10 protein-coding genes and 1 pseudogene are annotated in these 18015 nt (G+C 66.7%); 10 read left to right on the forward strand and 1 reads right to left on the reverse strand.

Going from position 1 to position 18015, the window contains the following annotated elements; translation table 11 throughout:
- The first annotated feature begins 108 nt into the window (after positions 1-108).
- From HNP02_RS32450 to HNP02_RS32480, 7 genes are all read left to right on the forward strand, one after another.
- Positions 109-999 carry an alpha/beta hydrolase-fold protein gene (locus tag HNP02_RS32450; protein WP_184444762.1) on the forward strand — a complete coding sequence of 297 codons (891 nt, stop codon included), beginning with the start codon at positions 109-111 and terminating at the stop codon, positions 997-999.
- Between the two features lie 164 nt (positions 1000-1163).
- On the forward strand, positions 1164-1553 hold the full coding sequence (locus tag HNP02_RS32455; protein WP_255507206.1) for a DUF732 domain-containing protein: 390 nt from the start codon (positions 1164-1166) through the stop codon (positions 1551-1553).
- A 9-nt stretch (positions 1554-1562) separates the two neighbouring features.
- Complete coding sequence (locus HNP02_RS32460) at positions 1563-2576, forward strand: cutinase family protein (protein ID WP_184444763.1); 1014 nt, start codon at positions 1563-1565, stop codon at positions 2574-2576.
- A gap of 249 nt (positions 2577-2825) precedes the next feature.
- Complete coding sequence (gene fadD32, locus HNP02_RS32465; RefSeq protein WP_184444764.1) at positions 2826-4715, forward strand: long-chain-fatty-acid--AMP ligase FadD32; 1890 nt, start codon at positions 2826-2828, stop codon at positions 4713-4715.
- A gap of 67 nt (positions 4716-4782) precedes the next feature.
- Complete coding sequence (gene pks13, locus HNP02_RS32470) at positions 4783-10164, forward strand: polyketide synthase Pks13 (RefSeq protein ID WP_184444765.1); 5382 nt, start codon at positions 4783-4785, stop codon at positions 10162-10164.
- Positions 10161-11738, forward strand: a complete 1578-nt coding sequence (locus tag HNP02_RS32475) for an acyl-CoA carboxylase subunit beta (protein WP_184444766.1) — start codon at positions 10161-10163, stop codon at positions 11736-11738. The genes pks13 and HNP02_RS32475 overlap by 4 nt, the downstream gene beginning before the upstream one ends.
- A gap of 52 nt (positions 11739-11790) precedes the next feature.
- Positions 11791-12396: a dihydrofolate reductase family protein gene (locus HNP02_RS32480; protein WP_184444767.1), complete on the forward strand. Its 606-nt coding sequence runs from the start codon at positions 11791-11793 to the stop codon at positions 12394-12396.
- An 18-nt stretch (positions 12397-12414) separates the two neighbouring features.
- Here the strand turns inward: HNP02_RS32480 and HNP02_RS32485 are convergent, their stop codons facing one another.
- A complete protein-coding gene (locus HNP02_RS32485) occupies positions 12415-14430 on the reverse strand; it encodes a transposase (protein ID WP_255507207.1) in 2016 nt (671 codons plus the stop codon).
- A gap of 479 nt (positions 14431-14909) precedes the next feature.
- Between HNP02_RS32485 and HNP02_RS32490 the strand changes: the two genes are divergently transcribed.
- The 3 genes and pseudogenes from HNP02_RS32490 to HNP02_RS44160 all read left to right on the forward strand — a co-directional run.
- Positions 14910-15914: a DUF4331 family protein gene (locus tag HNP02_RS32490; protein ID WP_184444769.1), complete on the forward strand. Its 1005-nt coding sequence runs from the start codon at positions 14910-14912 to the stop codon at positions 15912-15914.
- Positions 15915-16545: 631 nt separating this feature from the next.
- Positions 16546-17802, forward strand: coding sequence for a transposase (locus HNP02_RS32495; protein WP_255507220.1), 1257 nt, complete (start codon positions 16546-16548; stop codon positions 17800-17802).
- Positions 17736-17984: pseudogene (locus tag HNP02_RS44160) on the forward strand (hypothetical protein); the annotation flags it as partial. The gene HNP02_RS32495 and the pseudogene HNP02_RS44160, both read left to right, overlap by 67 nt.
- Positions 17985-18015 lie beyond the last annotated feature (31 nt).

The raw sequence follows: 18015 nt of genomic DNA on the forward strand, positions 1-18015 counted from the left end.
TCGTCGCCGTCGTTCGTTTATCGTGCCGCCCGTCGTCGTGATGTGATTCACTACAACGGGCCTGCGGGGGACCCATAGGCGATACGTGGCGACCAAACAGAGGTGGGTATGAGGCTGCTCTCGGTGCTGTTTCGAGCGATGTGCGTGGTGGCGCTGGCCACGGGGCTGTGGGCGGTGAGTCCGACCCTCGCGAAGGCTGCAGCCGTCGAGTACCTGATGGTGCCCTCGGCCGCGATGGGACGCGACATCCCGGTGGCGTTCCAGGCAGGCGGGCCGCACGCGGTCGTCCTGCTCGATGCGTTCAACGCCGCCCCCGACGTCAGCAACTGGGTGACGGCGGGCAACGCGATGAACACGCTCGCAGGAAAGGGTGTCTCCGTTGCCGCTCCCGCCAGCGGCGCGTGGAGCCTCTATACAGACTGGGAGCAGGACGGCGGTCGGCAGTGGGAGACCTTCCTGTCCAGTGAGCTGCCGGACTGGCTGGCTGCCAACAAGGGCCTTGCGCCCGGCGGGCACGGCATCGTCGGCGCCGCCCAGGGTGGTACCGGCGCCCTGATGATGGCCGCGTTCCACCCCGACCGGTACCGGTATGCCGGCTCGCTGTCGGGCTTCCTCACCCCGTCGCAGACTGCGCTGAATGGCGCCATCACTGCGGGCCTTGCTCAGTTCGGTGGCGTGGACACCCGCAACATGTGGGGTTTGCCACAGCTGGGCCGGTGGAAGTGGCACGACCCCGACGTGCACGTCCAGCTGTTGTCGGACAACAACACCCGGCTGTGGGTGTTCAGCCCGGCGACCCTGACGTGCAGCGACCCGGCTGCGATGATCGGATACTGCGATCAGGCATCCGGCAGCAACCGCACGTTCTACTCGCACTACCGCTCCGTGGGCGGCCACAACGGGCACTTCGACTTCCCGACCGGCGGTCAGCACGACTGGGGTACATGGGGTCCGCAGCTGGCGGCGATGTCAGGCGACCTCTCCGCGGCGATCAAGTAGTCGACCGCTCCGGCAAACACCGCGAACGGGCCGCTCCGGCCAGCCGGTACCTTGGAGGCGTGCAACACACGCCTGCGCCGGTAACCGGTCTAGCAAAGGGGCAACCCCGTTCGCGCGCGCTGGGCACCGTCGCCTGCGCCGCGTTGCTGGTAAGTGGCTGCGGTATGACCGATGGGGTGATTGCCACGATGGGAATGCCGACCTCGGAGACCGCTCCTGCGGGTTCGGGGGCGCTGATCGTCGCGCAGCAGCCCGAACAGGACGGCGGAATGTCCGGTGCCGTGCAGGAGACGCCCAAGCAGCGGGCGTACCTCGAAGCGCTCACCGCGGCAGGCGTGCATCCGTCCAGCGAACTGGTGGCATTGAGCATCGGCTCGTACGTGTGCCAGGCCCGCGCGGCCAACCACAGCGACCAAGCGGTGTGGGACTTCGTGATGCCGATGGTGCGCAGCGACGTCCGCGATTCGCACCTCAGTGCGCAAGCGCCCCCCGCCGGTCAGGTCAACTCGGTCACCGCCGACTACATTCGCATCGCAACCGAACGACTCTGCTAGCAGGAGAACATGCCCACCACCCGACGCAAGCGTCACCGCATCCTTGCCCTGGCCGCAGCCGGGGCCGTTGCCGTGCTGGTCGCCGTCGTCGTCGCCGCAGTGGTGGTCTGGCTGCGCCAGCCCGACACCCCGCCGACTGCGTTGCCGCCCAGCAGCGGCGCCATCCCGCCGACCGGGGTTCCTCCGACGTCGTCCAAGCCGCGGCCGGAGTCCCAGGACGCCAGCTGCCCCGACGTCCAGCTGCTGTCGATCCCAGGGACGTGGGAGTCGTCGCCGCAACTCGATCCGCTGAACCCGACGCAGTTCCCGATTGCGCTGCTGCTCAACGTGACCAACCCGATTCGGGGTGCGTTCGGCGCCGACCGCGTCGGCGAGTACACGGTTCCGTACACCGCGCAGTTCCACAATCCGTTCTCGGCGGACAAGCAGATGTCCTACAACGACAGCCGCGCCGAGGGCATGCGTGCCGCCCTCGCTGCGCTGACCAAGATGAACGCCGACTGCCCGCTGACCAGTTACGTGATCGTCGGCTTCTCGCAGGGTGCGGTGATCGCCGGGGACATCGCCAGCGACATCGGCAACGGCCGCGGGCCCGTCGACGCCGACCTGGTGCTCGGTGTGACGCTGATCGCCGACGGCCGCAGGCAGGACACCGTCGGCCAGGACATCGGCCCCAACCCCAAGGGACAGGGCGCCGAGATCACGCTGGCCGAGGTGCCGGTGCTGTCGTCGCTGGGACTGACCATGACCGGTGCGCGGCCCGGCGGCTTCGGCACGTTGAACGATCGCACCAACCAGATCTGCGGGGCGGGTGACTTGATCTGCGCCGCACCCGAGTCGGCGTTCTCCATCGTGAACCTCCCGCAGACGCTCGAGGTGCTCAGCGGTGGCGCCGGCCAGCCGGTCCACGCGCTGTACAACACCCCGGAGTTCTGGAGCCTGGACGGCAAGACCTCCACCCAGTGGACGCTGGGGTGGGCTCAGGGGCTGATCGACAACGCACCGCACCCGAAACACGGTTGAGTAAAGATCCCGCCAACGATTTGGCCCAGGCCCTGAGCTCGCCTAACATTAAGAGAAACGTAAGAGTAGGGTTCGGGCATCGACGCGAGGACACTCGAACAGGCGTCCCGTGGCCAGCGCCAACACCCCGGTACGATTCTCGGGGTTTGACGTACCGGCGGACGGCCGACGACGCGTCGGCCCGGACACCCCGTGCGCAAGAAGCCCGGTGGCGAACGGGCCTCGAAACAGCTTTGACAGGAGAATGAAATGGGATTCCACAACCCGTTCCTGAAGGACGGTCAGATCCGGTTTCCCGACAACGGCAGCGTGGTGCGACACGTCGAGAAGTGGGCCAAGGTCCGCGGCGACAACCTCGCCTACCGTTTCATCGACTTCTCCACCGAGCGCGACGGCGTCGAGCGCGATCTGAAGTGGGCGCAGTTCAGCCTCAGGAACAAGGCGCTGGCCGCACGTCTGCAGCAGGTCACGCAGCCTGGCGATCGCGTTGCGATCCTGTGCCCGCAGAATCTCGAATACCTCATCGCGTTCTTCGGCACGCTGTACGCAGGCAGGATCGCGGTCCCGCTGTTCGACCCGGCCGAGCCCGGCCACGTCGGTCGTCTGCACTCCGTCCTGGATGACTGCAAGCCGTCCGCGATCCTGACCACCACGGCATCCGCCGAGGGCGTGCGGAAGTTCTTCCGCAGCAGGCCCGCCAACGAACGTCCCCGCGTCATCGCCGTCGACGCGGTGCCCGACGAGGTCGCCGTCACCTGGGAGCAGGTCGACGTCGACTTCGACACGATCGCCTACCTGCAGTACACGTCGGGCTCGACGCGCACCCCGACCGGCGTGCAGATCACCCACCTGAACCTGGCCACCAACGTGGTGCAGGTGATCGAGGCGATCGGCGGCGAAGAAGGCGACCGCGGCGTGTCCTGGCTGCCGTTCTTCCACGACATGGGTCTGATCACCGCCATGGTGTCGCCGATGATCGGCCACTACGTGGTGTTCATGACCCCGGCCGCCTTCGTCCGCAGGCCCGGTCGCTGGATCCGGGAGATGGCGCGCAAGGAAGGCGAAACCGGCGGAGTCATCTCGGTGGCGCCGAACTTCGCCTTCGACCACGCCGCGGCGCGCGGTCTGCCCAAGGAGGGCGAGCCGCCGCTGGACCTGTCGAACGTGAAGGCCGTCCTCAACGGCAGCGAGCCGATCTCGGCCGCGACGGTACGCAGGTTCAACGAGGCGTTCGCGGAGTACGGGTTCAAGCCCGAGGCGATCAAGCCGTCCTACGGTCTGGCCGAGGCGACCCTCTTCGTGTCGGCCACCCCAGTCGACGAGCCACCGAAGATCGTCTACGTCGACCGCAACGCGCTCAACAAGCACCAGTTCGTCGAGGTGGCGGAGGACTCGCCATCTGCCGTCGCCCAGGCGTCCGCGGGCCGGGTCGGCGTCGCCGTCTGGGTCACCATCGTCGACAACGAGACGGCCACCGAGCTGCCCGACGGCCAGATCGGCGAGATCTGGATGAACGGCCAGAACATGGGCACCGGGTACTACGGCAAGCCCGACGAGACGGCGGCGACCTTCCAGAACATCCTGAAGTCGCGGATCGAGACGTCGCACGCCGAAGGCGTTCCCGACGACGGTCTGTGGGTGCGCACCGGCGACTACGGCGCCTTCCACGACGGCGATCTGTACATCACCGGCCGCGTCAAGGACCTGGTGATCATCGACGGACGCAACCACTATCCCCAGGACCTGGAGTACTCCGCGCAGGAGGCCAGCAAGGCACTGCGCGTCGGCTACGTCGCCGCGTTCTCGGTGCCTGCCAACCAGCTGCCGCGCGAGGTCTTCGAGAGTGCGCACTCGGGCTTGAAGTTCGACCCGGACGACACCTCCGAGCAGCTGGTCATCGTCGGCGAGCGCGCCGCCGGTGCACACAAGCTCGATCAGCAACCGATCACCGACGACATCCGGGCCGCGATCGCCGTGCGACACGGTGTCACCGTGCGCGACGTGCTCCTCACCTCTGCAGGGGCGATCCCGCGGACCTCCAGCGGCAAGATCGGCCGCAGTGCCTGCCGCGCCGGCTACCTCGACGGCAGCCTGCGCAGCGGCAAGGTGTCCAACGACTACCCCGATCAGACCGACTGATCGCGCAATACCCGGCCCGTTGTCCAGGCCGGCTTGGCGGCGAAGATGAACAGTGAGCACGGTGAACATGACTGACGCACAAGACAATTCGCAATCGCCCGCCGAGGATCGGCCGGAGCCGCGTACCCACGTCTCGGTGCCCGAGCTGCGTGAGTGGATGCGCAACTGGGTCGCCAACGCGACGAATACGTCGCCGGACTCCGTCAACGAGTCCGCGCCGCTGATCGAGCTGGGCATGGCCTCCCGTGACGCCGTGGCGATGGCCAGCGACATCGAGGACTACACCGGGGTCGTCGTGACGGCGACCATGGCTTTCCGGCACCCGACCATCGAGTCGCTCGCGACCGTGATCGTCGAGGGCGAGCCCGAACGAGAGGACGCCGGCGACGAGGACTGGTCGCGCCAGGTCGACGAGGGCCGCGCCAACATCGCGATCATCGGCGTCGGCACCCGCTTCCCCGGCGACATGAACACGCCCGACGAGATGTGGCAGGCGCTGCTCGAGGGCCGCGACGCCATCACCGACCTGCCAGAGGGCCGGTGGTCGGAGTTCACCAGCGAACCGCGCATCGCCGAGCGCGTCGCCAAGGCGCGCACTCGCGGCGGCTACCTGACGGACATCAAGGGCTTCGACGCCGAGTTCTTCGCGCTGTCGAAGATGGAAGCCGACAACATCGATCCGCAGCAGCGGATGGCACTCGAGCTTTCTTGGGAAGCGTTGGAGCACGCCAGGATTCCCGCATCGAGCCTGCGCGGTGAGAACGTCGGTGTGTTCATCGGCAGCTCCGTCAACGACTACATGTTCATGTCGGTTGCCGACCCGTCGGTCGCCCACCCCTATGCCATCACCGGCAACTCGAGCGCAGTCATCGCCAACCGGGTGTCGTACTTCTTCGACTTCCGCGGACCGTCGATGGCCATCGACACCGCGTGCTCGTCGTCGCTGGTGGCCGTCAACGAGGGCATCAAGGCACTGCGCGCCGGCGATGCCGACGTCGTGCTGGCCGGCGGCGTCAACGCGCTGATCACGCCGCTGGTGACGCTCGGCTTCGACGAGGTCGGCGGAGTGCTTGCACCCGATGGCCGGATCAAGTCGTTCTCGCAGGACGCCGACGGCTACGCCCGCTCGGAGGGCGGCGGCATGGTGGTGCTCAAGCGCCTCGAAGACGCCCGCCGCGACGGCGACGACATTCTGGCCGTCATCGCGGGAGGTGCGGTCAACCACGACGGCCGCTCCAACGGCATGCTCGCGCCGAACCCCGATGCGCAGGCCGAGGTGCTTCGCAAGGCATACAAGGACGCCGGTATCGATCCGAAGTCCGTCGACTACGTCGAGGCGCACGGCACCGGCACCATCCTCGGTGACCCGATCGAGGCCGACGCGCTGGGCCGGGTGATCGGCCGCGGTCGTAGCGAAGACAAGCCGGCGCTGTTGGGCGCGGTGAAATCCAATGTGGGCCACCTGGAATCGGCAGCCGGCGCGGCGAGCCTGGCCAAGGTGGCACTCGCACTCAAGTACGACAAGCTGCCGCCGTCGATCAACTACACCGGGCCCAACCCGTACATCGACTTCGAGAGGGAACACCTCAAGGTCAACGACACGGTCTCCGAATGGCCGCGCTACAGCGGTTACGCGATCGCCGGTGTCTCGGGATTCGGCTTCGGCGGCGCGAACGCGCACCTCGTGCTGCGTCAGGTGCTGCCGACCGATCTGATCGAGCCGGACCCGAAGGTCGAAGCCGTTGCCGAGCAGGCGAAGTCGGATGCCGGCGCCGTCTACGTCGGTGGCGTACGGATGGACGAGTACGGCGAGTTCGTCGATGAGCCGCTTGCGCGAAGAGAATCAGGCTTCGATGATGACGACGATGACGATGTTCTCGACGTGCCTGCCTCCGCGGTGGACGCGGAGCCGGAGCTGCCGGGGCTGACCGACGAGGCGTTGCGGCTCCTGGAGGTCGCGCGCGAGGAGTTCGCGGCCGCGGAAGCCGCTGAACCCACCAAACCGATCGTGCCGCTTGCGGTGTCGGGCTTCCTCACGTCGCGCAAGCGCGCGACGGCCACTGAACTCGCCGACTGGATCGAGAGCCCGGCTGGTCAGGGTACGTCGCTAGAGGCCATCGGCCGCTCGCTGTCGCGCCGCAACCACGGCCGTTCGCGCGCAGTGGTTCTCGCGCACGACCACGCGGAGGCGGTCAAGGGTCTGCGCGCCATCGCGGACGGCAAGCCGAACCCGATCGTCATCTCCGCCGATGGCCCCGTCACCAATGGACCCGTCTGGGTGCTGGCCGGTTTCGGTGCCCAGCACCGCAAGATGGGCAAGAGTCTGTACCTGCGGGACGCGACGTTCGCCGAGTGGATCAACAAGGTGGACGCCCACATCCAGGACGAGCGCGGCTACTCCGTCGTCGAGCTCATCCTCGATGACGCGATCGATTACACCAACGAGACCTGCGAATACCCCATCGAGGTCGTCCAGACGGTGATCTTTGCCCTGCAGATCGCACTCGGTGAGCTGCTCAAGGCGCACGGCGCGAAACCCGGTGCGCTGGTTGGACAGTCGCTCGGTGAGGCCGCCGCGGCGTACTTCTCCGGCGGCCTCTCGCTGGAGGACGCGACCCGGGCCATCTGCTCGCGCGCCCACCTCATGGGTGAGGGCGAGGCGATGCTGTTCGGCGAGTACATCCGCCTCATGGCGCTCGTCGAGTACTCGGCCGAGGAGATCAGAGAAGTGTTCTCGGACTTCCCGGATCTCGAGGTCTGCGTCTACGCGGCACCTACCCAGACAGTCATCGGCGGCCCGCCCGATCAGGTCGATGCGATCATCGCGCGCGCAGAATCCGAGGGCCGGTTCGCCCGCAAGATGCAGACCAAGGGAGCCAGCCACACCCAGCAGATGGACCCGCTACTCGGTGAACTCGCTGCCGAGATACAGGGCATCGAGGCGCGCCCGCTGCAGACGCCCTACTTCTCCACCGTCCACGAGGGCGGCTACATCCGCCCCGGCGGCGAGCCGATCCACGACGTCGACTATTGGAAGAAGGGTCTGCGGCACAGCGTGTACTTCACGCACGGCATCCGCAACGCCGTCGACAACGGGCACACCACGTTTCTCGAGTTGGCGCCGAATCCAGTGGCGCTCATGCAGGTTGGCCTGACGACGGCGTCCGCGGGTCTGCACGACGCGCAGCTCATCGCGACGCTGGCCCGCAAGCAGGACGAGGTCGACTCGATGACGACGGCCATGGCGACGCTGTTCGTCCACGGTCACGATCTCGACTTCCGGACCCTCTTCGTACGCGGCGACTACGCGTCGATCCCGCCCACGCGGTTCAAGCGCAAGCCGCACTGGCTCGACGTGAACTTCGCCGGAGACAGTGCCGCGGTGCTGCCCGGCGGTCGTGTCGCGACGCCGGACGGCAGGCACGTCTGGGAGTACGCGCCGCGAGGCGCGACCGATCTGGCGACCCTGGTGAGAGCCGCTGCGACACAGGTGCTTCCGGACGCCAAGCTGACGGCGTTCGAGCAGCGTGCAGTCCCCGCCGACAATGCGAGGTTGGTGACCACGCTGACCCGCCACCCCGGCGGCGCGACGGTCCAGGTGCACGCCCGCATCGACGAGTCCTTCACGCTGGTGTACGACGCGATCGTGACGCGCGCTGGTCAAGCAAGCACGCTGCCGACGGCCGTCGGTGCCGGCGCGGCCGTGACCGAAGTGGGGTCGGTCGCGCTGGCGCCCGAGCCCGCCGAGGAAGATGACGCCGCCATTTTGAGCGACAACCTCACCGCCGGTGCGGGTCTCGCAGCCGGCTTCGCCAAGTGGTCGCCCGACGGCGGGGAGACCATCGGACAGCGGCTCGGCACGATCGTCGGTGGCGCCATGGGCTACGAGCCCGAGGACCTGCCGTGGGAGGTGCCACTCATCGAGCTGGGCCTCGACTCGCTGATGGCGGTGCGGATCAAGAACCGGGTCGAGTACGACTTCGACCTGCCGCCGATCCAGCTGACCGCCGTGCGCGACGCCAACCTGTACGCGGTCGAGAAGCTGATCACCTACGCCATCGAGCACCGCGACGAGGTCGATCAGCTCGCCGAGGTCCAGAAGACGCAGACCGACGAGGAGATCGCCGCCGCGCAGGCCGAGTTGATGGGCGGGGCCACGACGGTGGCCGAACTCGAGGAGATGCTCGCGCAGAAGTCGGCCGAGACGGCCGAGTCGGCCGAGCCTGCTGAATCAGTCGAGTCTCCTGCAGCCGATCTGGAGATCCCGCCGCCGCCGACGAACCCGGCCGGTCCCAAGGCCAGCGCGGCGGGTGCGGTGGCTGGGGTGCTCAATCAGCAAGCCGTCGCCGACGCGCTCAAGTCCGACGTTCCGCCGCGTGACGCCGCCGAGCGGGTGACGTTCGCGACGTGGGCCATCGTCACCGGCAAGTCGCCTGGCGGCATCTTCAACTCGCTGCCGGCACTCGACGACGCGGCCGTGCAGAAGATGGCACAGCGGCTCACCGAGCGCGCCGAGGGCACCATCACGGTCGATGACGTCAAGAAGGCGCAGACCATCGAGGAATTGGCCACCACGGTGCGCGAGTTCCTCGAGGCCGGTGAGCTCGACGGCTTCGTGCGGACCATCCGCAAGGCGGAGTTGGACGACCAGATCCCGGTGTACGTGTTTCACGCCGCAGGCGGATCGACCGTCGTCTACGAACCGTTGCTCAAGCGGCTGCCCGCCGCCACGCCGATGATCGGTCTGGAGCGGGTCGAGGGCTCCATCGAGGAGCGGGCCGCGGTGTATGTGCCGAAGCTGCTGGAGCTCAACGGCTGGACCGACGGGAAGAAGGGCAAGCCGTTCATCCTCGCGGGCTGGTCGCTGGGCGGTGCGCTGTCCTACGCGTGCGCGATCGGACTCAAGGCCGCAGGTGCCGACGTGTCGTTCGTCGGGCTGATCGACTGCGTGCGCCCCGGCGAACCGATCCTGCACACCAAGGAGGAGACCAGGAAGCGCTGGGATCGCTACGCGAAGTTCGCCGAGAAGACGTTCAACGTCGACATCCCGGAGATCCCGTACGACCATCTCGAAACGCTCGACGACGCCGGGCAGGTGCAGTTCGTGCTCGACATGGTCAGCCAGAGCGGCGTGCAGATCCCCGGCGGCATCGTCGAGCATCAGCGCACGTCGTACCTGGACAACCGGGCCTTGGACACCGTCGACATCAAGCCGTACGACGGGCACGTGGTGCTCTACATGGCCGATCGGTATCACGACGACGCGATCACGTTCGAGCCCGCGTACGCCACCCGCAAGCCCGACGGCGGCTGGGGCGAATTCGCGAAGGACCTCGAGGTGGTGCCCATCGGGGGCGAGCACATCCAGGCCATCGACGAGCCGTACATTGCCAAGGTCGGCGCACACATGAGCGAAGCGATCAACCGGATCGAACAGGAGATGAAATGACCGCTGGAACATCTCCCGCCCACCACGCGTCCACCACTGCAGAGAAGCTCGCCGAACTCCGCGAGAAGCTGGAGCTGGCCAAGGATCCCGGTGACGAGAAGGCCAAGGCCCGTCGCGACAAGAAGGGCATCCCGAGCGCCCGCGCGCGCATCTACGAACTGCTCGATCCGGGTAGCTTCCTCGAGATTGGCGCGCTGGCCCGCACGCCAGGTGATCCCAACGCGTTCTTCGGCGACGGCGTGGTGACCGGCCACGGCACCATCGACGGGCGCCCAGTCGGTGTGTTCAGCCACGACCAGACGGTGTTCCAGGGTTCGGTCGGGGAGATGTTCGGACGCAAGGTCGCCCGCCTGATGGAGTGGGTGGCCATGGTCGGCTGCCCGATCATCGGCATCAACGACTCCGGTGGCGCCCGCATCCAGGATGCGGCGACGTCGCTTGCCTGGTACGCCGAGCTCGGCAGGCGCCACGAAATGTTGCGCGGCTTGGTCCCGGAGATCTCGTTGGTCTTCGGCAAGTGCGCTGGCGGAGCGGTGTATTCGCCGATCCAGACCGACCTGATCGTCGCGGTGCGCGATCAGGGCTACATGTTCATCACGGGACCCGACGTGATCAAGGACGTCACCGGTGAGGACGTCAGCTTCGATGAGCTGGGCGGCGCCGACGTGCAGGCGCAGCGTGGCAACATCCACAAGGTGGTCGAGTCCGAGGCTGCGGCCTACCAGTACGTGCGCGAATACCTGAGCTTCTTGCCCTCCAACCACTTCGACGCCGTGCCGATCGTCAATCCCGGCCTCGAGCCCGAGATCACCCCATCCGATCTCGAGCTCGACTCGATCGTGCCGGACTCGGACAACCAGGCCTACGACATGCACGAGATCCTGCTGCGGATCTTCGACGACGGTGACGTCTTCGAGATAGCCGAGCAGCGAAGCCCGTCCATGATCACCGCGTTCGCCAGGGTTGACGGCCATCCGGTCGGGGTGATCGCCAACCAGCCGATGAACATGTCCGGCGCCGTTGGCAACGAGGCCTCCGACAAGGCAGCCGGTTTCATTCGGTTCTGCGACTCGTTCAACCTGCCGCTGGTCTTCGTCGTCGACACCCCGGGCGCGATGCCGGGTCTTGACGAGGAGAAGGGCGGCATCATCAAGCGCGGCGGGCGGTTCTTCAACGCCATCGTGGAAGCGGACGTGCCGAAGGTGACCTTCGTCGTGCGCAAGGCCTACGGCGGCGGTTACGCGGTCATGGGTTCCAAGCAGTTGTCCGCGGACTTGAACTTCGCGTGGCCCACCGCGCGCATCGCGGTGATCGGCGCCGAGGGTGCAGCCCAGCTACTGGTGAAACGCTTCCCCGATCCGACGGCGCCCGAGGTGCAGAAGATCCGCGCCGACTTCATCGAGGGGTACAACCTCAACCTGGCGACACCGTGGATCGCCGCCGAGCGCGGCTACATCGATGGCGTCATCGAACCGCACGAGACGCGGCTGCTACTGCGTAAGTCGCTGAATTTGTTGCGGGACAAGCAGAATCCCCACAAGGTGCTGCGCAAGCACGGCCTGACTCCACTCTAGATCCCGCCTGCGGCCCGCGATGAGTTCTCCTGGTTCGCGCAGTCTGTATGCCATGAGGAAAATCACCGCAGGCATGTTCGTTTCGCTCGACGGGGTCGTCGAGGCGCCCGACCAGTGGCACTTCCCGTACTTCAACGACGAGATGGGCGCAGCCGTCGACGCGCAGCTCGGTGCGGCCGACACGATCCTGCTGGGTCGTGAGACCTACGACAGCTTCGCAGGCGCGTGGCCGGACCGCGAGGCCGACGGCGGCGAGGATGCCGAGTTCGCGAAGAAGCTCGGCGATGCACGCAAGATCGTGGTGTCGCGCCAACGGCTCGAATTCGATTGGCGAAACTCCGAACAGCTCACCGGCGACCTCGTCGACGCCGTGAGTGCGCTGAAGAGCGAGCCGGGTGGCGATATCGCGATGAGCGGTTCGGTTTCGGTGGTCCGCCAGCTGCTGGCCGCAGGCCTGCTCGACGAACTGCACCTGTTCGTGCATCCGATCGCCGTCCGCACCGGCGCGCGGCTCTTCGACGACGGCGAAACCATCCCGCTGCGGTTGTTGAGCTCGCAGGCCTTCAAGACCGGAGTGCTGTATCTCGTCTACGCCCGCGACGACGTCGAGCGGACGGGGACCTACGAGGACGCCAAACTGCACCTGCCGCAGGACTAAGAGTTGACCCGTTGTGGGTCATGCAGCGCCAATCAGCTTGGGGGCTGGTTGTTTGCGGCTGGTTCCGTGACGTCCAGGCTTTTGGGCTGGTCTGTTCGGGGGTGTGCCGGGTGCTGCTTGTTCAGCAGAGGCCACCGCCTGGTGGTGGCTGCCGGTCCTGGCCGATCCGTCATCGGGTGATGGTGGTGGCTGGTGCCGGTTGACTGAACCCTCCCACTCTTGCTGGGAGGCCAGCCCATCGCGCAGGGCGTGGGCAAGTCGGTAGTCGACCCGCGCGGTGCGCGGATCATCGGGGTTGGCGAGTTCGACGCAGGCCGCCAATACCGCGGAGACGATGTCGCGGTCGGCGCGCAGCCCGCAATGTGGGCACACGTGGGTGCGCTGTTTCAACGCTTTAGACACCCGTGTCCCGCACAGGCAGTGCTGCGACATCGCGGTGCCATGAGTGCCGGCACGATACAACCGCCCGCCAGTGGCATGGCATTCATGCCCGAGTGCGGCCACGAGCATGCCGGGGCTGAACAACGCGATCCGTTTGCCCCACAACCGCGCCCAGGCAGAGATGCGGCAGTCCTCCACGGTGACGATGTTGCCGTGGGCGGCCACGATCGCTGCGGCGACCTCGGTAGCGCGGGCCTGTTTGGCTTGACTGGTGCGTCGCGATTCGGCGGAGTGATCACACCGTGTGCGCTGATAACGCCGGGAGAGTGCGTCGTGGCGGTACGCCCGCAGTGGAACACCATCGGTGCGGGCGTGCCGCGCCCCACCCGGAGTGGCGATCTGCTTGGCGGGCAATCCTTCCGCGGCTCGCCGCTGGGCACGTTGGTGTTGCCGCGCCGACGGACCGTATTGGGCTGCGTTGGTGTTGCGCCGCGAGCGATCCAACGCCTTCTGCCGCGCCCGAGCCCGCTGCGCGGCCCGCATCGCGGTCTTCTGCTGCTCCTTGGTGCAGTCGATCCGATCGACGAGCAGTCCCTGCTCGGGCTGCGCGGTGGCGAATGAGGCGATCGCCAGGTTGGACACGTTGGCATCCACCCCGGCCCGCCGACCTGTGGGAATCCGGTCACGGCGTGCGATCGTCGACGGCGACTGAAACCCACCGGCATGGATGAGCAGGTGTGCGTAGTAGCGCCAGCCGCCGGGGGCTTTGCGGTCACGCACCCGTACCAGGTCGATCTTGTGCCAGAAAGCCGGGTCGGCCAGGAAATGGGTTAGGTGTGGCCAGTGGCCCGCCCCGGACGCCAGTCGCACCGGCAGCACGAGGTCACCGGCGGGTAGGCCGGTGAACACCACCGCCAGCGCCCCGTCGTGATGCCACCACGACTTACTCGCCGGCCGTACGGGCGTCTGCAGTCGGGCTGGCTGGGCCAGGATCGAGGTGCCGACCGCCCGGGTGGCTGCCTGCTGGGCGGTGCGCACCCCTGCGGGCAGTTGCGGGTGGCGGTAGGTGGTCAGGTGTCCGTCCAAGGTGCCCACCAGGCGGTAGGTCTCCCACGTCGGCTGGTCTTTGGTGTGCGACCGTGCGCGCCCGGGAATGCGGGTGAAATCCCACCACGACCCGACCCGCGGCGGCCCGTACCGGCGCCCCGAGGAATCGCTGAACAGATACCGGTCGATCGTCTCCCACACCTCATCGGCCACGTGCAAACCCACCGCTTTGGTGAGGTGATCACGCATCCACCCACTGGCCTCGATGTGCGTCTTCGCGGCGGCTTCAATGCCCTTGCGGGTCAACCCCAACCGCGCCCGCAACGCTTTCGGATCGGCTGCCCGTTCGTGGTGGGCGGCCCAATACGCCGCGCACCGGGCCGCGGCGTCACGCTGCACCGCCCGCCGCAACCGAAACACCGCCGCCCACTGCCGTTGCAGCCGCCGCCGCACGAGGTCATCGGTGGCGTCCAGTTCCAGGCGGATTACCGCTACCGGCCCGTCGTAGGTGAAGTTCGGGGCCTTGGACTTACCGCGCCGACGCGGCCCACCCACGACCGCATCACCGCTGGTCGCGGCAATGAAGGCGGTAGGCACGCTTGCCATGAAAAGCATGCAACCACACACCACCGACACCGAGCCGCCGCGCCGATACCGAACCTGGCCGGCGCACACCGGATCAACCGAACACCAGTTCCGCACTGTTGAGCACCAGCCGATCCGCCCGTGGACCGGATCATCCACCACCTGGTGGCCGGTGCTGGCCAACGTAGGGCGACTCGACGCCAACGGGGCGGGCCAGCCGTCGATCATCGATGACACCCTGAACCTCCTGCACAACCAGTCGATCACCCGCGATCGGCAAGAACTACTGGCGCAGCGTGAACACCCACGTCTTCACCGGCGCGCGATGCCGCACGGTGACCGTCGTCGCCCGCTGCGCGGCCCGGTCACCGCAACGAGCCCCCCACACCGTCGCCGGACTCTGCAACCTCAAAGACCCGCGGGCAGTTACGGGTCAACTCTTAGGTTTAGTTGTCTCGAACTACTAGGAACGCGGACCGAAGTCGGGTTGAATTCGTTTCGTGTCCAACCACTTCACCGGCCTGAGTCTCGGCCCACCACTCGGCGATCAGCGGCTCGACCTCTGCGATCTGTACGCCTTCGAGTCACCTGCCGACCCCACCAAGACGGTGCTGATCCTCAATGCCAACCCGCAGGCGGACTTCCTGCACCCGGACGCGATCTACCGCCTCGCCGTCGACAACGACGGCGACCTGCGCAACGACATCGCGTTCAGCTTCGTGTTCTCCGAACCCGCGGATGGACGTCAGACCGTCGACGTGTACCTGGCCGTCGACGACGAGGCCGAGGAACCCGAAGCCGTCGGATCGAAGATCTTCGACGCGGTCGAGGTGTCCTTCGGCAAGACGCCGAACATCGCCACCTCCGGCAGCTTCACGTTCTTCGCGGGCGCCCGCAGCGATGCGTTCTTCTTCGACTTCGACGGTGTCAAGAGTCTGTTCGACACGTCGGGCACTAGGAACTTCACCTCGTACAATCAGCCGCGTCCCGAAACACCTTGGACGGGAGTCGATTCCAACACCCAAGCCAATGTGTGCTCGATGGTGATCGAGATGCCGACGAGCGCACTCGGCCCGGCTCCCGACATCCGGGTGTGGGGCCGCTGCAGCCTGCATCGCGACGGCGAGCTGCTGCACGTCGACCGGGCGGGACACCCGTCGGTGAGCAGCTTCTTCAACACCGACGACACCAAGGAGGAGTACAACGCCTCCGAACCGATCCGGGATCGCGAGCGGTGGATCGACATGTTCATCCACCTGATGGGCCACACCGGCGGTTACTCGCGGGATGAGGCGATCGCTGCGATCGACGAGGAGGGCACCCTGCCCGACATGCTCACCTACGACCCGTCGAAGCCCGCGAAGTACCCGAACGGCCGTGTGTTCACCGACGACGTGATCGACTACCGGCTCGGTTTCCTGACCAAGGGTGAGTGCCCACCGAGCGGGCTCAGCCCGCACGCCGACTCGCTCGGTGAGTTCCCGTATCTCGGGACGCCGCACTGACCGTCACCTGGTGAGACTCGCCTGGCGAGACAGAGCCCTTGGGTTTGCTGAATACAAACCCAAGGGCCGTCCCTGCGGAGCGTCCCCTCGTTGCTCCGCACCCCTCGATGTTGACCACCCTGCGGTTGGCGCGCGCCTTCTCACCAGTGGCCATCTCAACCGCTTCAGTCGATTCGACGGACCTTGCTGTCACTGCCTGCGACGTTAGCGACGTATTGACAGAAGATTCACGGATTCGACAAAACAAAAGGATATTTCTGCAGGTTGTACCAGGCATTGATTGATCTACGAGTAGTGACAACGTGGCTCGGCAAGGATCGGTTGGTGACATCAAGATCATTTGCTAAAAAATCAACTCCCGCGACAATGTAGAGGTTCTCATCGATCACGATCCGTGCGGTGGGCGGGGGCCCGTTGCCTGCGCGCCGGTGGGCATCCGGTTGGCGACATGTTCATCGGGGCGGTTGGCGCCGTGGCGTTGCTCGCCCGACGTCGCTCGGCGCGCCGCACTTGCGGCCTGCCCCGCCAGTTAAGGGTGTCGAACAGCCGACTGTGTTCGACTACTCGCGCCGTGGCACGCCGATCGCTGCTGGTCAGGGTGTTGTCGGTGTGCTGTGCGATCCTCGCGGTGATGTCTCGGCACACCGCTTTCCGGTTCTGTCTCGACCCCACCGTCGAGCAGAGCGAGGTGCTGGCCCGGCATGCAGGAGCGGCCCGGTTCGCATACAACCAGTGCCTACGGATCGTGAAAACCGCTCTCACGCAACGCAAGTTCGATCCCTCCATCGAGGTGCCGTGGACCGGGTTCGATCTGATCAACACGTTCAACGCCTGGAAGAAGACCGAAGACGCTGGCCGGGTCTTCACCGTCGGCACCGACGGCACCATCGGTGTGCTGGTAACGGGCCTGGCCTGGCGGGCCGAGGTGTGTCAGCAGGTGTTCGAGGAAGCAGCGGTAGACCTCGGCGCAGGGCTCAAAGGCTGGTCGGATTCCCGCTGCGGCAAGCGCAACGGCAAGCGCGTCGGTTTTCCCCGGTTCAAGAAGAAAGCCGGTGCGCTGCCGTCGTTTCGGCTGCGCAACAGACACCGCAAGGGCAAGCCAGCGGCGATCCGCGTCGGGGAGAAGAACAGGCCACGCTCGATCACCCTGCCCGGCATCGGGCTGATCGGGGTGCATGACGACACCCGCCGGTTGCGCCGCATGCTCGCCAAGGGTCGGGCGACGATCCTGTTCGCCACCATCAGCCACCACGCCGGGCGCTGGTCGGTGTCGCTGAATGTCGAAGCCGCCGACCTACACCAAGCCCATCAGCACCCAGCCCGTCATCCCGGCGACGACGGGGGCTGGGTCGGCATCGACCGGGGTTTGTCGGCGTTCCTCGTCGCATCCACCAGCGACGGCCAACAAGTCGGCCGCATCGATGATCCGCCCAAGGCCTTGGCCGCCGGAATGGCCAAGCAAAAGCGGTTGGCGAAATCGTTGTCCCGCAAGAAGAAAGGATCACACAACCGTCGTGACGCCGCCGCCAAACTGGCCCGTCACCACCATCACGTCGCCAATGTGCGCCGCCATTTCCTGCATCAGGTCACGGGCGCGCTGGTCAAGACCCACGACCGGCTCGTCATCGAAGATCTGAACATCGGGGGGATGCTGACCAACCATCGCCTGGCGCGCGCGATCTCAGATGCTGGGTGGGCAGAATTCGCCCGCCTGCTGCACTACAAACAGGCCTGGCGCGATGGTCAAGTGGTCATCGCTGACCCTGGTATCCATCCAGCAAGCGGTGCGGGCAATGCGGCACCGTCCGCAACGACCTCACCCTTGCTGACCGCGTGTTCACTTGTGCTTGCGGACATTGCATGGACCGCGACCGCAACGCCGCGATGAATCTGGCCCGCTGGGGCCAGACCCATCAGCACGAAGCCTCACCAGATCCCCGGACCCCCAAGCAACGGGGCCGGGCCACCAACGCCCGCCGACGGGACGGCTCTGACCAGCACCCCACGTGTGCTGGCGAAACCAGCCCGGTTGACGCAGGAACTGACATTCACGCCGCACCAGCGGCCTGAACCGACGACGCCCGAGAAGGGCGGTGTCGAA

Origin of the sequence: Mycobacterium sp. AZCC_0083, from assembly GCF_014202335.1 — a bacterium.
In the GTDB taxonomy this organism is placed as follows: Bacteria; Actinomycetota; Actinomycetes; order Mycobacteriales; family Mycobacteriaceae; genus Mycobacterium.